22 protein-coding genes are annotated in these 20,381 nt (G+C 70.7%); 3 read left to right on the top strand and 19 right to left on the bottom strand.

What is annotated here, in order from left to right; translation table 11 throughout:
- Nucleotides 1-34 precede the first annotated feature (34 nt).
- The 11 genes from DW296_RS03750 to infC form a co-directional block, all read right to left on the bottom strand.
- Nucleotides 35-961 (bottom strand): amino acid ABC transporter permease, encoded by a 927-nt coding sequence (locus DW296_RS03750; RefSeq protein WP_136051139.1) that lies wholly within the window; start codon nt 959-961, stop codon nt 35-37.
- On the bottom strand, nt 958-1,605 hold the full coding sequence (locus DW296_RS03745) for an amino acid ABC transporter permease (protein WP_136051138.1): 648 nt from the start codon (nt 1,603-1,605) through the stop codon (nt 958-960). Before DW296_RS03745 ends, DW296_RS03750 begins: the two co-directional genes overlap by 4 nt.
- A gap of 84 nt (nt 1,606-1,689) precedes the next feature.
- The gene (locus tag DW296_RS03740) at nt 1,690-2,604 is read right to left on the bottom strand and encodes a glutamate ABC transporter substrate-binding protein (RefSeq protein WP_025105273.1); all 915 of its coding nucleotides are present in this window, start codon (nt 2,602-2,604) and stop codon (nt 1,690-1,692) included.
- A gap of 46 nt (nt 2,605-2,650) precedes the next feature.
- Nucleotides 2,651-3,397 (bottom strand): amino acid ABC transporter ATP-binding protein, encoded by a 747-nt coding sequence (locus DW296_RS03735; protein ID WP_025105274.1) that lies wholly within the window; start codon nt 3,395-3,397, stop codon nt 2,651-2,653.
- 262 nt (nt 3,398-3,659) lie between these two features.
- A complete protein-coding gene (locus DW296_RS03730) occupies nt 3,660-4,622 on the bottom strand; it encodes a TAXI family TRAP transporter solute-binding subunit (protein WP_136051137.1) in 963 nt (320 codons plus the stop codon).
- Nucleotides 4,619-5,992: an ATP-binding protein gene (locus DW296_RS03725; RefSeq protein WP_136051136.1), complete on the bottom strand. Its 1,374-nt coding sequence runs from the start codon at nt 5,990-5,992 to the stop codon at nt 4,619-4,621. Before DW296_RS03725 ends, DW296_RS03730 begins: the two co-directional genes overlap by 4 nt.
- Nucleotides 5,993-5,995: 3 nt before the next feature.
- Nucleotides 5,996-6,667, bottom strand: a complete 672-nt coding sequence (locus DW296_RS03720; RefSeq protein ID WP_136051135.1) for a response regulator transcription factor — start codon at nt 6,665-6,667, stop codon at nt 5,996-5,998.
- Nucleotides 6,668-6,690: 23 nt separating this feature from the next.
- Nucleotides 6,691-7,503: a TrmH family RNA methyltransferase gene (locus tag DW296_RS03715; RefSeq protein WP_136051134.1), complete on the bottom strand. Its 813-nt coding sequence runs from the start codon at nt 7,501-7,503 to the stop codon at nt 6,691-6,693.
- 88 nt (nt 7,504-7,591) lie between these two features.
- Nucleotides 7,592-7,978 (bottom strand): 50S ribosomal protein L20, encoded by a 387-nt coding sequence (gene rplT, locus DW296_RS03710; RefSeq protein ID WP_017202428.1) that lies wholly within the window; start codon nt 7,976-7,978, stop codon nt 7,592-7,594.
- 32 nt (nt 7,979-8,010) lie between these two features.
- Complete coding sequence (rpmI, locus tag DW296_RS03705) at nt 8,011-8,205, bottom strand: 50S ribosomal protein L35 (protein ID WP_025105280.1); 195 nt, start codon at nt 8,203-8,205, stop codon at nt 8,011-8,013.
- Between the two features lie 72 nt (nt 8,206-8,277).
- Nucleotides 8,278-8,892 carry a translation initiation factor IF-3 gene (gene infC / locus DW296_RS03700; RefSeq protein WP_136051133.1) on the bottom strand — a complete coding sequence of 205 codons (615 nt, stop codon included), beginning with the start codon at nt 8,890-8,892 and terminating at the stop codon, nt 8,278-8,280.
- A 257-nt stretch (nt 8,893-9,149) separates the two neighbouring features.
- Between infC and DW296_RS03695 the strand changes: the two genes are divergently transcribed.
- The gene (locus tag DW296_RS03695; RefSeq protein WP_060922526.1) at nt 9,150-9,548 is read left to right on the top strand and encodes a DUF1844 domain-containing protein; all 399 of its coding nucleotides are present in this window, start codon (nt 9,150-9,152) and stop codon (nt 9,546-9,548) included.
- 18 nt (nt 9,549-9,566) lie between these two features.
- On the opposite strand, the gene DW296_RS03690 is transcribed toward DW296_RS03695, so the two are convergent.
- The 6 genes from DW296_RS03690 to DW296_RS03665 form a co-directional block, all read right to left on the bottom strand.
- Nucleotides 9,567-10,364: an SseB family protein gene (locus DW296_RS03690; RefSeq protein WP_136051132.1), complete on the bottom strand. Its 798-nt coding sequence runs from the start codon at nt 10,362-10,364 to the stop codon at nt 9,567-9,569.
- A complete protein-coding gene (gene priA / locus DW296_RS03685; protein ID WP_025105284.1) occupies nt 10,348-11,094 on the bottom strand; it encodes a bifunctional 1-(5-phosphoribosyl)-5-((5-phosphoribosylamino)methylideneamino)imidazole-4-carboxamide isomerase/phosphoribosylanthranilate isomerase PriA in 747 nt (248 codons plus the stop codon). Before priA ends, DW296_RS03690 begins: the two co-directional genes overlap by 17 nt.
- A gap of 112 nt (nt 11,095-11,206) precedes the next feature.
- Nucleotides 11,207-11,842: an imidazole glycerol phosphate synthase subunit HisH gene (gene hisH / locus DW296_RS03680; protein ID WP_136051131.1), complete on the bottom strand. Its 636-nt coding sequence runs from the start codon at nt 11,840-11,842 to the stop codon at nt 11,207-11,209.
- On the bottom strand, nt 11,839-12,456 hold the full coding sequence (hisB, locus tag DW296_RS03675; RefSeq protein ID WP_136051130.1) for an imidazoleglycerol-phosphate dehydratase HisB: 618 nt from the start codon (nt 12,454-12,456) through the stop codon (nt 11,839-11,841). Before hisB ends, hisH begins: the two co-directional genes overlap by 4 nt.
- Entirely contained in the window at nt 12,453-13,547 is a 1,095-nt protein-coding gene (locus tag DW296_RS03670) for a histidinol-phosphate transaminase (RefSeq protein WP_199787653.1), read from the bottom strand. The genes hisB and DW296_RS03670 overlap by 4 nt, the downstream gene beginning before the upstream one ends.
- A 79-nt stretch (nt 13,548-13,626) precedes the next feature.
- Nucleotides 13,627-13,995, bottom strand: coding sequence for a LysM peptidoglycan-binding domain-containing protein (locus DW296_RS03665; RefSeq protein WP_136051129.1), 369 nt, complete (start codon nt 13,993-13,995; stop codon nt 13,627-13,629).
- A gap of 283 nt (nt 13,996-14,278) precedes the next feature.
- Here DW296_RS03665 and lexA point away from each other — a divergent pair, with 283 nt between their 5' ends.
- Nucleotides 14,279-14,965 carry a transcriptional repressor LexA gene (gene lexA / locus DW296_RS03660; RefSeq protein ID WP_136051128.1) on the top strand — a complete coding sequence of 229 codons (687 nt, stop codon included), beginning with the start codon at nt 14,279-14,281 and terminating at the stop codon, nt 14,963-14,965.
- A gap of 81 nt (nt 14,966-15,046) precedes the next feature.
- Here the strand turns inward: lexA and metE are convergent, their stop codons facing one another.
- Nucleotides 15,047-17,356, bottom strand: a complete 2,310-nt coding sequence (gene metE / locus DW296_RS03655) for a 5-methyltetrahydropteroyltriglutamate--homocysteine S-methyltransferase (protein ID WP_136051127.1) — start codon at nt 17,354-17,356, stop codon at nt 15,047-15,049.
- Between the two features lie 21 nt (nt 17,357-17,377).
- Nucleotides 17,378-18,325, bottom strand: coding sequence for a methylenetetrahydrofolate reductase (locus DW296_RS03650; protein ID WP_136051126.1), 948 nt, complete (start codon nt 18,323-18,325; stop codon nt 17,378-17,380).
- Nucleotides 18,326-18,509: 184 nt separating this feature from the next.
- Between DW296_RS03650 and DW296_RS03645 the strand changes: the two genes are divergently transcribed.
- Nucleotides 18,510-20,372: a S9 family peptidase gene (locus DW296_RS03645; protein ID WP_136051125.1), complete on the top strand. Its 1,863-nt coding sequence runs from the start codon at nt 18,510-18,512 to the stop codon at nt 20,370-20,372.
- Nucleotides 20,373-20,381: the final 9 nt, after the last annotated feature.

The raw sequence follows: 20,381 nt of genomic DNA, 5'->3' as shown, positions 1-20,381 counted from the left end.
CGGCGCGGGACGGGCGTCCCGCGCCGGTAGCGGCTCAGAGGCCGGAAGCGCCGGAGCTGTTGGCGTCGAACTTGCCCAGCCCGCGCTGCGCCACGATGAGCGACGTGTTCGTCTCGCCGTCGTGCTGGCGAGGGTCTGCCTCGTCCGGCCCGGCTTTGGCCGAGCGCTTCGCCCGACGCTGCAGGCGGTAGGCGATGTAGGAGAGCACCAGACAGACCGCGACGTACATCGAGCCGCCGACGATCGCAGCGGGGATCAGCGGCGACCCGTAGGGCGCCTGGTTGCCGATCTGGTTGATGACGTACAGCAGCTCCTGGTACGTGATGATGAAGCCCAGCGCGGTGTCCTTCAATGCCACCACGAGCTGCGCGATGATCACGGGCATCATTGCCCGGACGGCCTGCGGGATGAGGATGAAGTACATGACCCCGGTCTTGCGCAGACCGATCGCGTAGCCGGCCTCCTTCTGTCCGCGCGGCAGCGACTCGATCCCGGCGCGGAGCACCTCTGCGAGCACGGAGCCGTTGTAGACGATGAGCGCGATGACCACCGCGAAGTACGGCGGCATCCTGATGCCGATCACCGGAAGGCCGTAGTACAGCAGCATCATGAGGATCAGGACGGGGATCGCCCGCATGATCTCGATGATCCACCGCACCGGCTCCCGCACCCAGGCGTGCTCGGAGAGACGGCCGATGCCGAGGACGAAGCCGAGGACCAGCGAGCCGACGCCGGCGACGGCGAAGGCGGAGAGCGTGCTGAGCAGCCCTTCCCCGAATCGCACCCAGACTGCCGAGTACGTGAAGATGTTCCACTTCTCCGCGGAGAACTGGCCGGTGGCGTAGAGGCGCCAGACCACCCAGCCGAGCACGGCGAGGACGATCAGGATCGTGACGGCGCCGATGATCCGGTTGCGGGCGACCGCACGGGGGCCCGGGACGTCGAACAGGACGGAACTCATCGCGCGATCCTCCACTTGTTCTCGAGTACGCGCTGCACCCAGCTCAGGAGCAGCACGAGCACGATGAAGATGACCATGACCCAGAGCAGCACGACGAGGGCGTTCTCGCCGCGTTCGCTGAGCGCCGCCCGGATCGTGCCGAGGTTGACCACCGAGAAGCCGGCGGCCACCGTGGTGTTCTTCATGAGGGCGATGAGCACGCTCATGAGCGGCGGGACCACGGACCGCGTCGCCTGGGGTAGCACGACGAAGCGCATGACCTGGCCGAAGTTGAGGCCGACGGCCCGTGCCGCCTCCGCCTGTCCGACCGGCACCGTGTTGATGCCGGCGCGGATCGCCTCCGCGACGTACGTGGCGGTGTAGATGCCGAGCGCGATCGTGGCCAGCAGCAGCGAGTTGACCCGCTCCCCCAGCAGGATCGGAAGGCAGAACGCGAAGAAGAACATCACCAGCGTGAGCGGGGTGTTCCGGATCCAGTTCACGTACACGGCGCCGACGCCGCGCGCGATCGGGACCGGGGACACGCGGGCCGCTCCGACGATGAGTCCGAGCACCACGGCGATGAGGCCACCGCCGAGGAACAGCGCGATGGTTCCCCACAGCGCTTCACCCCAGAGGTCGAGGTGGTCAGAGATCACTCCCACTGCTGTGCCTTTCGGTTCGTTTCCGCGTCAGGTCGACGCCGAGGAGGACGGGGGCGGCCGGTCGGACCGACCGCCCCCGGGAGATCAACCGACCGGGTCGACCTCGGGCTGCTCGGCCTTCACACCGGAGGCGCCGAGGTTGTTGTCGAAGATCTGCTGCCAGATGTCGCCACCGTCGGTGAGCTGCGTGTTGAAGTACTCGACGAGCGCGTCGTCGCCCTTCGCCACACCGATGCCGTAGCGCTCCTCGCTGAACGGCTCGCCGACGACCTTGAGGTTGTCGGGGTCCTGCGCCGCGTAGCCGATGAGGATGGCCTCGTCGGTGGTGACCGCGTCGACCTGACCGTTCTTGAGGTCCTCGACGCACTTGGAGTACGTGTCGTACTCCTTCGTCTTCACCTCGGGGTAGTTCTCCTTGATGTTCTGGATCGGCGTCGAACCCGTCGCCGAGCAGACCGTCGTCGAGGAGTCCAGGTCGTCGACGCTCGCGATGTCGCTGTCGGCGGCGACGAGGAGGCCCTGGCCGGTGACGAAGTAGGGACCGGCGAAGGCGATCTGCTCCTTGCGCTTGTCCGTGATGGAGTAGGTACCGACGTAGTAGTCGATGTCACCGTTGACGATGGCCTGCTCGCGGTTCGCGGAGGCGATCGCCTGGAACTCGATCTTCTCCGGGTCGACGCCGAGGGACGCCGCCATCCAGCGGGCGATGTCGACGTCGAAGCCGGTCCGCTCGCCGGTCACGGGGTCGAGGTAGCCGAGACCGGGCTGGTCCTCCTTGACACCCACCTTGACGGTGCCCGACGAGGAGATGCGGTCGAACGTGGGGCTCCCCTCGATCGTGACGTCCTCCTCGACGGTCCAGGGCGTGCTGCTCGAGGTGTCGCCCTCGTCGCTTCCCGACGTGCCGGTGCTCGACGGCGTGCCGCTGTTGCAGGCCGTGAGCGCGAGCAGCGCCACCGTGGCGATCCCGAATCCGGCCAGTGTCCGTGTGCGTCGCATGTGCGTCTCCTTCGTGTGCTGTGCTGTGGGTGCTGGGTCTGGGAAGTCAGTGCGTGAGGAGCTTCGAGAGGAAGTCCTTGGCGCGGTCGCTCTTCGGGTTCGTGAAGAACTCCTCGGGCTTGGCCTCCTCGACGATCCGGCCGTCCGCCATGAAGACGACGCGGTCCGCCGCCTTGCGGGCGAAGCCCATCTCGTGGGTGACGACGATCATCGTCATGCCCTCCTGGGCGAGCTCGACCATGACGTCGAGGACCTCGTTGATCATCTCCGGGTCGAGCGCGCTGGTCGGCTCGTCGAAGAGCATCACCTTCGGCTGCATGGCGAGGGCCCGCGCGATCGCGACGCGCTGCTGCTGGCCGCCGGAGAGCTGCGCGGGGAGCTTGTTCGCCTGCTGGGCGACGCCGACGCGCTTGAGGAGCATCATCGCCTCCGCCTCGGCGTCGGACTTCTTGAGTCCCCGGACCTTGATCGGGCCGAGCGTCACGTTCTCGAGGATCGTGAGGTGCGCGAAGAGGTTGAAGGACTGGAAGACCATGCCGACGTCGGCGCGCAGGTGCGCGAGCGCCTTGCCTTCCGCGGGCAGTTCCTTGCCGTCGATGCGGATTGAGCCGCTGGTGATGGTCTCCAGACGGTTGATCGTGCGGCAGAGCGTCGACTTGCCCGAGCCGGAGGGGCCGATCACGACGACGACCTCCCCCGCGTTGACGGTGAGGTCGATGTCGCTGAGCGCCTGGAACTCGCCGTAGTGCTTCTGGACGTTCTCGACGACGACGAGCGGGGTTTCAGAGGTCATCATTTCTCCAAACTAGCCACGCGATGCGCGCGGTTCCAGGCACCACGGTGAGGTTTACACGTTCGTAATCACCTGATCGCGGCGCCAATGCATCCTCGCAGGGGCACCCCACGGCCCGCCCCCTCGGGCCGCGGGATCGCCCTGCTGCCACGCTCCCAGCGACAGCAGGCAGCAGGTGTCCGATCGTGTGCGATCGACCTCACCCTGGCAGAGCGCGCGGACGGCTGTCAGGGATCTTGAGGATTTCTTGAGGGGACGCCGGTCAGCGGCGCAGATCGCGGTAGTACTCCTCCGCGCCGGGATGCAGGGGCACCGGCCCGGTGAAGATCGCCGACCGGCGGTCCAGCAGAGCCGCCGCCGGCACATCGGCCGCGAGCGCGGTACGCGCGGCGAACAGGCCCGCGACGAGATCGTGGACGACGCCGGGCGGGGTGCTCCCGGCGGTGACGAGGTAGTTCGGCACCGCCATCGTCGTGACGGAGACGTCGAGTCCGTAGGTGCCCGCAGGCACGTCGGCGGGCCGGTACGCGTGGGAGTACCGCTCGTTGACTGCGTTCACCCAGTCCTGCTCGACCGGGAGCAGGCGCACGTCGATGGTCTCCGCGAGGTCCGCGATCCCGGGCGTCGGCAGCCCGCCCACCCAGAAGAAGCCGTCGATCTCGCCGCGCTCCATGGCGGCGATCGACCCGCCGAGGTCGAGCTGCGGATCGTCGATTCCGTCGGCCGCGACGCCGGCCGCGTGGAGCATGCGGGTGGCGATCACGTTCACGCCCGAGTTCTCGGCCCCGAGGGAGATCGTCCGTCCGGAGAGGTCCGCGAGGTCTTCGACGGCCGAGTCGTCTCGCACGACGATCTGCAGGTACTCGTCGTAGAGGCGGGCGACCGCCTGCACGTCCAACGGCTCGGCGAAGGCGCCCGTCCCCGCCACGGCATCGGCAGCCGCGTCGCCCTGCGCGAAGCCGAGGAGCGCCTCCCCCGCGCTCACGCGCAACAGGTTGTCCACCGATCCCGCCGTCACCTCCGCCGTGAGGTCGACGTCGAGCTCACGCGACAGCTCGGCCGCGAGGTGGCTGCCGTAGTCGTGGTAGACACCGGTGGGGCTGCCGGCGGCGAGCACGGCGTCGGTCTCCGTCCAGTCCGCGGAGCGCGGGCTGCACGCGCTCAGTCCGACTGCGGTGACGAGCGCGAGCATGCCGGCGACGACACGCCGCCCCCACGCGCTCATGCCGCCGCCTCCGCCGGGAGGACGAGGGCCACGAGGAGCCCGCCGCCGTCGGCCCCCTGCACCCGCAGCTCGCCCCCGACCGTCGCGAGGAGGTCGGTCGCGATCGCCAGCCCGAGCCCGGTCCCCGGCATGTCGCCGCTGTCCGCGCTCCGCCAGAAGCGGTCCGCCGCGGACGAGGCGTCCTCCGGAGACAGACCAGGGCCGTGGTCGCGCACGGTGAGGTGGCATTCGTCACCCGCGCGCTGCGCGCCGACCTCGATGGACGAGCCCTCCGGCGAGTACTTCACCGCGTTGTCGATCGCGGCGTCGAGCGCACTCTCCACGATGGTGCGGTCGGTGATCGTCATGACCGACGACTCCCCCGTCCGGCGCAGCACGATGGCCCGCTGCGCCGCCACCTCCTGCCAGGCCTCGACCCGGCGGCCGGCGACGGCGGCGAGATCGACCGCCGACATGGTGGAGTCGGTGCGACCGCCGCGGGCGAGCCCGAGGAGGGTCTCCAGGATGCGGGTCATCCGCCGGCCCTCCTCCCTGGTCTCCTCCACGTCGTGGTCCCACCCGCGTCCCAGACCCGTCGCGAGGTGCTCGACGCGCAGCAGCAGCGCGTTGAGCGGATTCCGCAGCTCGTGCGAGGCGTTCAGCGCGAACTCCTGCTGGCGGGTCATGACGCGCTCGATCTCGTCGGCCATGCCGTTGAACACCCGCGTCATGCGCCGCAGCTCGGGCGGCCCGGTGCCCTCGGCCACCCGCGCGTCCATCTCCCCCCGCTCGATCGCCGCCATCGTCTCGTCGAGACGGCGCACCGGGGAGAGCACCCAACGGGCCAGCCCGGCGACCAGGAGGATGCCGAGCGCGCACAGCAGCACGACGATGAGGCCGAGCACGAGCGTCTGCCGGAGGATGACGGTCTGCGGCGTCTGGGTGCCTCCGGTCACGAGCACGGCGCCGATCACGTCGCCGTCGTCGAACACCGGCTCCACGAGCGCCGCATCGGACACGATCCAGGCGGAAGAGGTCGGCTGCTCGGCGCGGCGTCCGGAGAGCGCCAGCCGCACCCGCTGCGCATCCCCCTCCGACAGGACCGTGTCGCCGTGATCCCCCGCCGCCCACGGGCTGCCGGTGAGATCGAACACGGTCACCTCGATCCCGTAGACCTCCTGGAAGCGGCGGACCTCGGCGTCCATCACCGCCGGACTCCCGGAGCGCAGCGCCTGTCGGGCGCTCGTCGCGAAGTACCCCAGGTCGCCGAGCTGCTCGGCGTAGAACGACTGCTGGACGCTGCGAGCCGCGCTCCACCCGGTCACGCCGCCCAGCGCGACGAGCACCACGATCAGCGGCACGAGGAAGACGACGATCAGGCGGCGGCGCACGTGTCAGGACCCCGCGAGCCGGTAGCCGACGCCGCGCACGGTCTCGATGAACGCGCGATCGCCGCTCTTCTTCCGGATGGCGGCCACGTGCACCTCGAGGGAGTGGCCGAAGCCACGCCAGTCGGTATTCCAGACCTCGCGGATGAGGCGCTCCTTCGGCACCGCGACGCCCGGATACCGCGCGAGCACGCCCACGATGTCGAACTCCTTGCGGGTGAGCGCCAGCGGCACCCCGCCGACCTGCACCTCCCGCGCCACGAGGTCGATCTGCACGGCCCCGTCGTGCAGCAGCACCCGGGTGTCGGGTTCCGTGCGCAGCGGCCGTGATCGGCGGGTGACCGCCTCGATCCGCGCCAGGAGCTCGTGCACGTCGTAGGGCTTCACCACGAAGTCGTCGGCACCGGCGCGCAGCCCCTTGATCCGCTCGGCGACCTGGTTGCGGGCGGTGACGATCACGATCGGCACGTCAGACCGTCCGCGGATGCGGCGGCAGAGGTCGATCCCGTCGACGTCCGGCAGCCCGAGGTCGAGAAGGACGACCTCGGTGTCGGCGTCGAGGTGCTCCAGCGCCGCTGCCCCGTCTGCCGCATGCACGGTGGCATAGCCCGAGCGCGCGAGGAAGGCCTGCAAGGCCCCCGCCACCCGCTCGTCGTCCTCGACGATCAGAATCCTCATCCCGCGTCCCGTCCCGTCGCCGGTCAGCCGGTGGAGGCCGCGCGTTGGGCGAACGCGCTCTCGTACAGGCAGACGCTCGCCGCGGTGGCGAGGTTGAGCGACTCGGCGCGCCCGAAGATCGGCAGCCGGAGCACGCGGTCGGCTCGTGTCAGCGCCTCGTCCTCGAGTCCGCGCGCCTCGTTGCCGAACAGCCAGGCCGTCGACGCCCCGAGGACCCCGTCCGCGCGCGCCGCGAGGAGGTCGTCCCCCTTCACGTCCGCGGCGAGGATCTGCAGTCCCGCATCGTGTGCGCGACGCACGACCTCGTCGAGCTCACTGCCCACCGAGACCGGGAGGTGGAAGAGTGAGCCGGTCGTCGCCCGCACCACCTTGGGGTTGTACGGATCGACCGTGCGACCGGTGAGCACGACGGCATCGGCACCGGCGGCGTCGGCGGCCCGGATGATGGTGCCGAGGTTCCCGGGGTCGCGCACCTCCTCGCAGATCGCGACGAGACGCGGGGCCGCATCGAAGATGTCCCGCACCGAGGTCGGCGTCTGACGGACCACCGCGACGAGTCCCTGCGGCGTCACCGTGTCGGCCATCGCATGGAGGACGTCCTCGCTCACGTACTCGACGTCGACGCCCGCCTCCGCCGCGGCGGCGCGGATGTCCGCGTGCTTCTCCCACCCGTGCGGGGTCGCGAACAGCTCGACGATCGCTTCTGGACGGTACGTCAGCGCCTCGCGGACGGACTGCGGACCTTCGAGCAGAAAAAGACCGGTCTCGGTGCGCGCGCTGCGCTTGGTCAGCTTGGCGACGGCACGGACTCGGGGGGAACGGGGGTTCTCCAGCACGAACTCAGTCTACGGTCAGCCCGACGCCGCCCGGATACGCGGAACGGGCGCCTTCCCGGAGGAAAGCGCCCGTTCGGAAGCGAGATGCTTACGCGGCCGACTTCGGCGCGTTGACGTCGGAGGGCAGAGCCTTCTTCGCCGTCTCGACCAGCGTCGTGAACGTCGCGGCGTCGTTCACCGCGAGGTCGGCGAGCATACGACGGTCGACCGTGACACCCGCGAGGCCCAGACCCTGGATGAAGCGGTTGTAGGTCATGCCGTTCTGGCGGGCCGCAGCGTTGATGCGCTGGATCCACAGACGACGGAAGTCGCCCTTGCGCTTGCGACGGTCCCGGTACGAGTAGACCAGGGAGTGGATGACCTGCTCCTTGGCCTTCCGGTAGAGGCGCGAACGCTGACCGCGGTAGCCGGAGGCGCGCTCGAGGATGACCCGACGCTTCTTGTGGGCGTTGACCGCCCGCTTGACTCTTGCCATTTTCCTGTGTTCCTATCCTGCGATCGGGCGCGTCAGCGACCGAGAAGCTTCTTCGCGACCTTGAAGTCCGCCTTCGCGAGCACCTGGTCCTGGTTCAGACGACGGGTGCGACGGCTCGACTTGTGCTCGAGGTTGTGGCGCATCCCGGCCTGCTGCTTCTTCAGCTTGCCGCTGCCGGTGATCTTGAAGCGCTTCTTAGCACCCGAGTGGGTCTTCTGCTTCGGCATCTTCTCTTCCTTCGTATGGCGCCTTCTCAGGCGACGGTGTCAACCCGCGGTGCGGGAGTTCTGGGGGCGGACCTACTCCGCCTTGGCGTCCGCGGAGGTGTCCGCGTCGTTCTTCGCCTCGCGCGCGGCCTGCTTGTTCGCGGCGCGCACGGCGTTCTGCTCCTGCTTCGCCTCGGACTTGCTCTTGTGCGGCGCGACGACCATCACCATGTTGCGGCCGTCGATGGTCGGGTTGGACTCGACCGTGCCGAACTCGGCGACGTCCTCGGCGAACTTGCGCAGCAGACGGACACCCTGCTCCGGGCGCGACTGCTCGCGACCGCGGAAGAGGATCATGGCCTTGACCTTGTCGCCGGCCTTGAGGAAGCCCTCGGCGCGCTTGAGCTTCGTCGTGTAGTCGTGCGCCTCGATCTTCAGACGGAAGCGGACTTCCTTGAGGATCGTGTTCGCCTGGTTGCGACGCGCTTCCTTTTCCTTCTGCGCGGCCTCGTACTTGAACTTGCCGTAGTCCATGATCTTGACGACGGGCGGCTTCGAGTTCGGGGCGACCTCGACGAGGTCGAGATCGGCTTCCTGGGCGAGACGCAGCGCTGCCTCGATGCGGACAACGCCGATCTGCTCACCCGCGGGGCCGACGAGGCGGACCTCGGGGACGCGGATGCGCTCATTGGTACGGGGATCGCTGATGCGGAGCTCCTTAGACGATGTGATTCGGCCACCGTGATGCGGTCTGCATCCCGGGCGAAATCGGAGTCGTCCCCCACCCGCCGGCGTTCAGATGCCGGCTTCGCGCCCTGTCTACCGGCCCTCTCATGACGAGCGGAGCCGGCGGAGCGCAAGACCCGGTAGCCTGGAACGGCAAGCGCGGGTGGGAAGTGAATCCTCTTTCGTTCCGGAGCATGACGCTCCGGAGCCCGCCAAAGTCTAACAGAAAGCAAGGCGAAGTGACGAACCAGGCATCGGACGAGGCGGCCCGCGAGCGCGAAGAGCGATGGGCTCGGCAGGAGGAGGCAGCCTCCTCGGCCGTCCGTGACATCGCGGACGTCCCCGCCGTCGAGGTGATCACGACCGCCGCCGTGCACCTCATGAGCGCCGCGGCCGTGAAGCTCGGCCTGGCAGACGACCCCGAGGCCGCGGCCCAGCTCGACCTCGATGAGGCGCGGAAGCTCATCAACGCCCTGGCGGGGCTCATCACCGCCGGCGCCCCGGAGATCAGCGACATGCACGCACGCTCGCTGCGCGACGGCCTCCGTTCGCTGCAGCTCGCCTTCCGCGAGGCCTCGACCATCCCCGACCCGATCGGCAAGGGCCCGGGCGAGAAGTGGACCGGTCCCGTCACCTGATCCGGCCGACGCTCCGCCTCAGCTGCTGCGGCGGAGCTTGACCGTCAGCGAGTCGGCGAGGACGGCGATGCGGTCGTCCGCCGCCCAGCGCTGGGCGAGCCGGGCGAGCACGGCATCCAGCACCTCGCGCTCCAGACCGTCGACGAGCTCCAGCACGACGATGAGCTCCGGTCCGCGGAGCCGGGCGTCCGGGTCTCCCGGCGCGACCGCGACGTCGATCACGGCGAGTTCATGCGCGATGCTCTCCCGGAGGGCGGTGACGACCTCGGGAGAGAGGAAGCTCGGCTCCCACGCGTGGCCCTGCGCCACGGCCCAGACGGCGGGGCGGCGGATCACGAACTCCGTGTCCGAGGTCGGGTCGAGCACGATGAGGTCGGTGTCCTCCGACGACGCGGCCAGGGCGGCACGGACGGCCTCGACCGGGATGGGACGCGCCGACGGGTCCCAATGCTGCATCGTCTCGACCGACGAGAACACCGGCTGGACGCGGCGCCCGTCCGGTGCGGCCACGGTGACGATCGAGAGCTCCTGCGTCTTGTCCACCGCGAGACCGCTGGGCGCCACCCCTTCCTCGCCCTTCTCGGCGATCAGGGGCACGAGCACCCGGGCGGAGCGGAACGCGTCGACGACCTCGGACTGGCTCCCCTCCCCCGCGCGGAATCGGTGCACCGCGGCGAGCAGAGCCGGGTCCGCCGAGCCGTCGTCCGCTGCATGCGGGTTCGACTCGAAGCTGCGCCCCTCCCAGGGGACCCCGGCGGAATCGGCCCGGTTGTGCGACTCCGGACCGCAGGCGTGCGGATCAGTCTCCGGCGACATCCAGGGCCTCCGCGAGCGTGAAGGCACCCGCGTACAGAGCCTTCCCGACGATGGCGCCCTCGACGCCCAGGGGCACGAGGTCGCGCAGCGCGGCGATGTCGTCGAGGTTCGAGATGCCGCCGGACGCGACGACCGGCTTCGGCGTGCGCGAGGTCACCTCGCGCAGGAGTTCCAGGTTCGGGCCGCGCAGCGTGCCGTCCTTGGTCACGTCGGTGACGACGTAGCGGCTGCAGCCGGCGTCCTCGAGGCGCTCGAGCACCTCCCAGAGGTCGCCGCCCTCCTTCGTCCAGCCGCGCGCCGCGAGGGTCGTGCCGCGGACGTCGAGGCCGACGGCGATCGCCTCACCGAAGCGGCTGATCACGTCGGCCGCCCACTCGGGGTTCTCCAGAGCGGCGGTGCCGAGGTTGATGCGGGCGGCGCCGCTCTCCAGAGCGGCCTCCAGGCTCGCGTCGTCCCGGATGCCGCCGGAGAGCTCGACGTTGACGTTCTTGAACTGCTTGATGACCTTGCGCAGGATCGGCGCGTTGCTGCCGCGTCCGAACGCCGCGTCGAGGTCGACGAGGTGAATCCAGGAGGCGCCCTGCGAGACCCACTCCCCTGCCGCGTCGAGCGGGTCGCCGTAGCTCGTCTCGGTCCCGGCCTCCCCCTGCGTGAGACGGACCGCCTTGCCGCCGGCGACGTCGACCGCGGGAAGGAGCGTGAGCGAGGGGGACTGCGCGAAGTCGTTCATGAGGTCCTTGGTTCGGGTGAGTTCGCGGCCCGAGAGGGCACGAGAGACGAGGGTAGTCCGCCGCGGGGCGCGGGACAAACCGCGTGACGCCGGGCGCGGACGCGGCTCGGCGTCAGAGGCTCTCCACCCAGTTCCTGAGCAACTGGATGCCGGCGTCTCCGGACTTCTCCGGGTGGAACTGCGTCGCCGAGAGGGGGCCGTTCTCCACGGCCGCGAGGAACGGGCCGCCGTAGTCCGCCCATGTGAGCACGGGCTGCGGGAACGGCGGGATCACGTCGAGCTCCCAGGACTGCGCCGCGTAGGAGTGCACGAAGTAGAAGCGCTCCTGCTCGATCCCGCGGAACAGGACGGTGTCCTCCCCCGGCTCGACGGTGTTCCAGCCCATGTGCGGCAGGACAGGCGCGTTGAGCTCCGTCACGGCGCCCGGCCACTCGCCGAGGCCCGCGGTGTCGTGCCCCCGCTCGACGCCGTGCTCGAAGAGCACCTGCATGCCGACGCAGATGCCGAGCACCGGTCGGCCACCCGCGAGGCGACGGCCGATGATCTCGTCGCCGCCGTGGGCGTGCAGGGCGTCCCGCACCGCCTGGAAGGCGCCGACACCGGGCACGACGAACCCGTCGGCCTCGAGCGCCTCGGTGCGGTCGCGCGTGAGGACAGCGTCGGCTCCCGCGGCGACGAGGGCCTTGACCGCGGAGTGGACGTTACCGGACTCGTAGTCGAAGACGGCGACTCGGGGCGCGGCGCTCACAAGGCTCCCTTGGTGGACGGGATGCCGTCGACGAGGGGATCCAGCGCCTTCGCCTGACGGAACGCCCGCGCGAACGCCTTGAACTCGGCCTCGGCGATGTGGTGCGGGTCGCGCCCGCTCAGCACCCGGACGTGCACGGTCAGCGCGGCGTTGAAGGTGATGGCTTCGAAGACGTGCCGCACGAGCGACCCGGTGAAGTGCCCGCCGATCAGGTGGTGCTCGAAGCCCGCGGGCTCCCCGTCGTGCACGAGGTACGGGCGACCCGAGATGTCGACGACCGCCTGCGCGAGCGCCTCGTCCAGGGGGACGAGGGCGTCGCCGTAGCGGGAGATGCCGGACTTGTCACCGAGGGCCGCGAGGATCGCCTGGCCGAGCACGATCGAGACGTCCTCGACCGTGTGGTGTGCGTCGATGTGCGTGTCCCCGGACGCCCGTACCCTGAGGTCGGTCAGCGAGTGCTTCGCGAACGCCGTGAGCATGTGATCGAAGAAGGGCACCGAGGTGTCGATGGTGCTCGCGCCGGTGCCGTCGAGGTTCAGCTCGACCTCGACGGTGGATTCCGACGTGCTGCGCACGCGGCTCGCGGTGCGTGCGGTGGGCGCGGGGATGGTCATGATGCCGATCCTATCGAGGCCAAGGCGTCCAGGAACGCCGTGGTCTCCGCCTCCGTGCCGGCGCTGACGCGCAGGTGGCCGGGGATGCCGACGTCGCGGACGAGCACGCCGCGGTCGTACAGCTGCTGCCACGTCGCCTGCGGATCCGCGACGCCGCCGAACAGCACGAAGTTGGACCACGAGAGGTGCGGGGTGTACCCGAGGGCTTCGAGCGTCGCCGTGATGCGGTCCCGCTGCTCCACGATCTCCTGCACCATGCCGAGCATGACGTCGGCGTTGCGGAGCGCGGCCACCGCCGCAGCCTGCGTGAGAGCGCTGAGGTGGTACGGCAGCCGGACGAGCCGCAGCGCGTCGATGAACGCCGGATCGGCCGCGAGGTAGCCGACGCGGGCGCCGGCGAAGGCGAACGCCTTGCTCATGGTGCGGGAGACGGCGAGCCGCGGCCGTCCTTCCAGGAGGGTGAGGGCCGACGCCGCATCCCGCGGCGCGAACTCCTGGTACGCCTCGTCGACGATCACGACGCCGCGGGCCGCCTCGTAGACGGCCTCCACCACGTCGAGCCCCAGCGGGGTGCCGGTCGGGTTGTTCGGCGAGCAGAGGATCACGATGTCGGGGTCGGCCGCGCGCACCTGCTCCGCCGCCTCCTCCGGGGTGACCGTGTAGTCGGGCTGACGGGTGCCGGCGATCCAGGACGCGCCGGTCCCCTTCGCGATGAGCGGGTACATCGAGTACGTGGGGCCGAAGCCGAAGGCCGTGCGCCCCGGTCCGCCGAACGCCTGGAAGATGTGCTGCAGCACCTCGTTGGATCCGTTGCCCGCCCAGATCTGCTCCGACGTGAGGCCGTGACCCAGATAGTCGGCGAACGCCTCCCGCAGCGTGGTGAACTCACGGTCCGGGTACCGGTTCACGTCTCGGATCGCCACCGCGATGTCATCGAGGATGTCGCTCGCGACCTCGTCGGGAACCGGATGCGTGTTCTCGTTGACGTTCAGCGCCACCGGCAGCGGGGCCTGCGGCGCTCCGTACGGGGTGAGTCCGCGCAGATCGTCGCGGAGCGGGAGATCGTTGAGGGAGAAGGTCACCCTTCCCATCTTAAGAGGAGCACGGAGAGCCGAGGTCATCGTGACGATCAGATCGTGACGGACCGGAGGCAGGACCTCGGACTCCGCGTCAGTCGGTGTACCGTGCCGGGAGCGCGAGCTCCTGGCCGACCTGGAGCTCACCGCCGCGCAGGAGGTTCATCCGGCTGATCTCGCCGATGACATCCCGCGGGTCGGCGTCGGGAGCGATGCTGCTCGCGATCGACCAGAGCGTGTCACCGGGCATGACCGTGACGGTCTCGACGGAGACGGCCGGTGCGTCTACACCGGAGGCGATCGCGCTGCCCCCGCCGAGGGCGGCGAAGGCGATGCCCGCAGCGAGCGGCACGGAGGCGAGCGCGAGCAGGGTGCGGCGGCCGCGGGCCGTGATCCGCAGCCGGGTGGCCGGACGGGCCGATGCCGGAAGGGCGGTCGCGGTGCTGAGGCTCATGCTGCTCATGTCTGCTCCTTACTGTCCCGGCGCCGGAGCCCGGGGAGGTTGGCGTAGCTTTCGCATCCGCGACTCGGCCGGGAGTCGTGGATGCGAAGCTACGTTCCGAAGATATCTTCGAGTTCGAACATCTGTCAAGCTGTCTTCGAAACCATGCCCCGCGATGCGCCCGACACGCTCGAACAGATCTTCCAGATCGGCGCGTTTCTCGGATACGGTTTCGATAAGGACACCCCACCACGGGCCACCGACATTCGAAGCGGCACGTCGGATCACGCAGTGAAGGAGCACCATGAGCGACACCTCAGCCCTCGAGTCCGAGGCGCCGCGCACCCGTCGTCGCAAGAACCTCAGCCCGAAGCAGATGGCGATCCTCGAGGTCATCCAGGCCTCGATCGCACAGAACGGCTATCCGCCGAGCATGCGGGAGATCGGCGACGCCGTCGGGCTCAAGTCGCTGTCCAGCGTCACCCACCAGCTCGGTCAGCTCGAACTCAGCGGCTACCTGCGGCGCGACCCGGGCAAGACCCGCGCGATGGAGGTCCTCATCGACCTCCCCGGCACGGGCACGGAGAACCCGGCCGATGTGACGACCCCCGTCGGCGATGCCGCCCTGGTCCCCCTGGTCGGGCGGATCGCCGCCGGTGTGCCGATCACCGCCGATCAGCAGGTCGAGGAGATCTTCCCGCTCCCCCGTCAGCTCGTCGGCAAGGGCGACCTCTTCATGCTCAAGGTCTCCGGGGAGTCGATGATCGACGCCGCCATCTGCGACGGCGACTGGGTCGTGGTGCGCTCGCAGAACACGGCGGAGAACGGCGAGATCGTGGCCGCCATGCTCGACGGCGAAGCGACCGTCAAGGTGCTCCGCCGTCGCGACGGCCACACGTGGCTGCTGCCCCGCAACTCCGCGTTCGAGCCGATCCTGGGCGACGAGGCGGTCGTGCTCGGCAAGGTCGTCGCGGTCATGCGCGCCGTCTGAGACGCCGTATCGTCGGGGAGACGATGACGAAGGCCCTCCCGGTGCGCCGGGAGGGCCTTCGTGTGTCCGGGGACGACCGCGTCAGGCGGTGACCACCACGTCCTCGCGCACCCGTCGGGTCGCCTCGACGATGTTCCGCAGCGACGCCGTGGTCTCGGCGTAGCCGCGGGTCTTCAGACCGCAGTCCGGGTTCACCCAGAGCTGCCGGAGCGGGATCTCGTCGACCGCACGCCGGAGCAGGGACTCGACCTCCTCCACGGTGGGCACGCGCGGGGAGTGGATGTCGTACACGCCGGGGCCGATGCCGTGATCGAAGCCCACCTCGGCGATGTCCGCGACGACCTCCATGCGGCTCCGGGCCGCCTCGATGGAGGTCACGTCCGCGTCGAGCGCACGGATCGCTTCGATCACGACGCCGAACTCCGAGTAACAGAGGTGGGTGTGCACCTGCGTGGCCGCCGCAGCGCCGCCCGTGGCCAGTCGGAACGAGGCGACCGACCAGTCGAGGTACGCCGGCTGGTCGGCCTGCTTCAGCGGGAGCAGCTCCCGGAGCGCCGGCTCGTCGACCTGGATCACCTGGATGCCCGCGGCCTCCAGGTCGGCGATCTCATCGCGCAGCGCCAGCGCCACCTGGTTCGCGGTCTCGCCCAGCGGCTGGTCGTCGCGGACGAAGGACCACGCGAGGATCGTGACGGGGCCCGTGAGCATCCCCTTCATGTGCTTCGCCGTGAGCGACTGGGCGTACGCCGACCAGGCGACCGTGATGGGCGCGGGACGCGAGACGTCGCCCCAGAGGATCGACGGACGCGTGGCCCGCGAGCCGTACGACTGCACCCAGCCGTGCTGCGTGACCGCGAAGCCGTCGAGGTTCTCCGCGAAGTACTGCACCATGTCGTTGCGCTCCGGCTCACCGTGCACGAGGACGTCGAGACCGAGGTCCTCCTGCAGGGAGACGACCGCGGCGACCTCACGGCGCAGGAACTCCTCGTAGTCGTCCTCGGGGATCTCGCCACGGAGGAACTGGGCGCGCGCGCGACGGATGTCGCCGGTCTGCGGGAACGAGCCGATCGTCGTCAGGGGCAGCGCCGGCAGGCCGAGGGCGTTCTGCGCCTCCTCCCGGTCCTGGTACGGGGCACGGGCGAAGTCGGCGTCGCTCAGCGCGCGGGCACGCACCTCGCCGTCGCGCACGCCGGGAGCGGTCAGGCGGTCCTGCAGCGCGGCGGTCGCCGCGTCCAGCTCGGCCGCGATCGCCGTGCGCCCTGCGGACAGGCCGCGGGCGAGGGTCACGACCTGCTGCACCTTCTGATCCGCGAACGCGAGCCAGGAGACGAGGCGCGCGTCCAGCGCCGTCTCGTCGTCCACGTCGTGCGGCACGTGCAGCAGCGAGGTCGAGGTCGATGCCGACACCGGGGCGCCGAGCGCGCGGAGCGCCTCCAGCGCGTCGAACGCCGCGGAGAGGTCGCCGCGCCAGATGTTGTGCCCGTCGATGACACCGCCGACGAGGGTCTTGCCCTCGAGGCCAGGCACCGCGTCGGGCACGGTGCCGCGCACGAGATCGACGGCGATGGCCTCGACGGGGGCCGCAGCGACGGTCGCGAACGTCTCGCCGAGGCTCGCGTACGGGGCCGCGACGAGGATCGAGGGACGCTCCTCGGCGGTGCCCAGCACCGCGAGCGCGCGCTCCGCGGCGGAGGCGAGCTGCGCGGTCGTGGCCGGCAGGGACTCGCTCACGAGGGCGGGCTCGTCGAGCTGCACCCACTCGGCGCCCGCGGCGCGCAGGCGGGCGAGCAGGTCGACGTAGACGGGCAGCACGTCCTCCAGCCGCGATAGCGGCTCGAACCCCTCCGGCGCGTCGTCCGACGCCTTGGCGAGCGCCAGCAGGGTGACCGGTCCGACGACCACGGGACGCGTGACGAAGCCGGCGGCGGCGGCCTCCGCGACCTCGCGCACCAGGCGGTCGCTGGCGAGGGAGAACACCGTCTCCGGACCGATCTCCGGCACGAGGTAGTGGTAGTTCGAGTCGAACCACTTCGTCATCTCCAGCGGCGCACGCTCGCCCTCGCCCCGGGCGACGGTGAACAGCGCGGGCAGGCCGATCGTGCCGTCCGCCTCGCGGAGGTCGTCGAAGCGGGCGGGGATCGCGCCGACCGTGACGGCGGCGTCGAGGACCTGGTCGTAGTAGGAGAAGGACTCCGGGATAGACGAGTCCGTGCGGCCGAGGCCGAGCCCCGCCAGGCGCTCGCGGGTCGCCGCGCGCAGCTCCGCGGCCGTCTGCTCCAGCTCCTGCTCGTCGATGCGGCCCGCCCAGAACGCCTCGACGGCCTTCTTGAGCTCGCGGCGACGGCCGATGCGGGGGTAGCCGAGGATGGTGCCCTCGGGGAATGCGGTCATGGTGTTTCCTTTCGGCGGGGACTAGTGCCGGAGCGCCGGGACGATGCCGGCTTCGGCGAGGACGGTCAGGACGGTCTCGTGCTGGTTGAACGCGTAGAGGTGGACGCCGGGGGCGCCGCCGGCGACGACGTCGGCGGCGAGGCGTGCCGCCCACGAGATCCCGATCTCCCGGCGCCCTTCGGCGGTCGGCTCGACGTCGAGGGCGATCGCGAGCTCGCTGGGCAGGTCCTCCCCTGTCAGCTCCAGGACCCGGGCCAGCCGGGTCGGCGACGTGATCGGCATGATGCCGGGGAGGATCGGGATGGTGACGCCGCCGGTGCGGGCGCGCTCCACGAAGGCGAGGTAGTCGTCAGGGTGGAAGAAGAGCTGGGTGATGGCGAAGGTCGCCCCCGCGGCCTGCTTGGCGAGCAGAGCCTCCACATCCTGCGTGCGGTGCGTGGCCCGGGGATGCCCCTTCGGGAAGGCGGCGACCGCGATGTCGACCTTTTGCCGGGGCGCCACCAGGGCCGCCCCGGGAAGTCCGGGGACCGGCGACTCCTGGTACGGCGCGCGCTCGGCCTGCACGCGATCGATGAGCTGCACGAGCTGCGCGGCGCTCTCCAGGTCGCCGAGGAAGGGCTCGCTCTGCCCCGCGGGCGGGTCTCCGCGCAGAGCGAGGAAGCGGAGGATCCCGGCGTCGAGGAACTCCCGGATGAGCGCCGTGGCGCCGGCGTAGGTGTTGCCGACGCAGGTGAGATGGGCGAGGGGTTCGACGTCGGTGTGCTCCCGGATGAAGCGCAGCACATCGAGCGAGCGGCCACCGGTCGACCCGCCCGCGCCGTAGGTCACCGAGAGGAACTCCGGGCCGGCCGCGGCGAGACGACGGACCGTCTCGTGCAGGGCCTCCTGGCTCGACTCCGAGCGCGGCGGGTAGAGCTCGAACGAGAACGGCACGCGGGAGGCGCGAACGGTGTCGAACGTGGAAGACATCTTCTCTCCAGGGGACAGGGGCCGGGGTCCGCGCACGACGAAGAGCACGTCGTTCGCGGGCGGGTGCCGGGCTCGGCTGTCGCTCCACGCCCGGGATGAACCGGGCGTTTCCAGAAACCTAGAACACGGCCTCGTCCCGCCGCACGAGTGTGACGTCGTGTGTCACCGCCCATAGGCTCGAGGCATGTCCTCACCGTTCGGTTCCTGGTCCTCCCCCTTCACCGCCGCCGCCGTCGCGGGAGCGGCTCCGCGCATCGACGGCGCCCGCTTCGTCGGTGACGAGGTGTGGTGGGCCGAGTCCGTGCCCGCCGAAGGCGGAAGGGTGACGGTACGCAGCTCGACGGGAGCGGAGATCCTCCCGGCCCCCTGGAACGCCCGCTCCCGCGTGCACGAGTACGGGGGCGGTGCCTGGACCGTCGACGGCGACACCCTGTACTTCGTCTCCGGAGCCGACCAGCGTGTGCACCGCATGGACCGCGGCGCGGAACCGCGCCCCCTCACCGCCGCCGGCCCGTCGTACGGCGGGCTGCGCGTGCAGAGCGGCCGGCTGCTGGCCGTCCGCGAAGACCTCTCGACCGACCCGCACCGGCGGGCGATCGTGGAGATCCCCGTTGACGGCTCAGCCGCCGAGGACGCCTCCGCGATCCGGGTGGTCGTCGACGGTCCCGGGTTCTTCGCCCACCCCGCGCTCTCGCCCGACGGCAGCCGCGTCGCGTGGGTCGAATGGCAGGCGGACAGCATGCCCTGGGAGAGCGCCACACTCGCGATCGGATCGGCGGCCGGGGGGACGATCACCCGGGTCCCCACCTCCGCCGCCCTGCAGCCGGAATGGACCGGCGACGACGCACTCGTGTTCGCCGACGACGCCTCGGGACGCTGGCAGCTCCAGCACCTCGCGTTCGACGGACCCCAGCCCGGCGCCTCCCGCCCGCTGACCTCGTCCGACGCGGACACCGGCTACGGCCTGTGGGTGCTCGGCAACCGCTGGTTCCAGCTGCTGGCGGACGGCCGCCTCGTGGCCGTCCGCACCGACGGACGCGACGAGGTGCAGCTCGTGTCCCCGGACGGCGGGACGCGCGTGATCACGGTCCCGGGCGACGGGCATCTCAGCGTGGACGACGTCTCCGGCTCCCGCGTCCTGCTCAGCGGAGACGGCTCGCGCGTGACCTCCGGCGTCTGGTGCGTCGACGTGGACAGCGGGGACGTCGAGACCGTCACCGGCGGCGCTCCGGTCGACGAGGACTGGATGCCGGCGGCCCAGCAGCTCGTCGTGGAGGGGGCGCACGGCCCCGTGCACGCGTTCGCCTATCCGCCCGCCGCGCCCGGAGAACCCCGCGGCGCCGACGGCGAGCTCCCGCCCTACATCGTGCTCGTGCACGGCGGGCCGACCGCCCACGTCACGGGAGCGGCCTCCGCCTCGATCGCGTTCTTCACGAGCCGGGGAATCGGGGTCCTCGACGTGAACTACGGCGGGTCCACCGGTTACGGTCGGGCGTACCGCGACCGCCTGCAGGGGCAGTGGGGCGTCGTCGACGTGGACGACGTGATCGCGGCCGCCCGCGGGCTCGCCGACGCCGGGCTCGCCGACCCCGCGCGCATCGCCATCCGCGGCGGCTCGGCCGGCGGCTGGACGGTGCTCTCGGCGCTCGTGCGCGGCGGGACGTTCGCCGCCGGCATCAGCCGCTACGGCGTCGCGGATCTGCGGATGCTCGCCGCCGAGACCCACGACTTCGAGGCGTCGTACCTCGACGGGCTCGTCGGTCCGCTCCCCGCTGCCGAACACGTGTACATCGAGCGCTCACCCCTGACGCACGCCGACCGCATCGACGTGCCGGTGCTGCTGCTGCAGGGCGGGGAAGACCGTGTCGTGCCGCCGTCCCAGTCCGAGGCCATCCGCGACGCGCTGGCGGCGAACGGCATCGACCACGAGTACGTGCTGTACCCGGGCGAGGGGCATGGATTCCGCAGCGCGGAGACCATCGTCGACGCGCTGGAACGCGAGCTCGCATTCCTCGGCCGGGTGTTCGGCTTCACGCCGAGCCCCTGAGCCGGCGAG

The organism is Microbacterium sp. K36, assembly GCF_004794355.1.
In the GTDB taxonomy this organism is placed as follows: Bacteria; Actinomycetota; Actinomycetes; order Actinomycetales; family Microbacteriaceae; genus Microbacterium; species Microbacterium paraoxydans_D.
The sequence above is the reverse complement of the archived record's forward strand: the minus strand, read 5'-3'. Positions and strand labels throughout refer to the sequence as shown.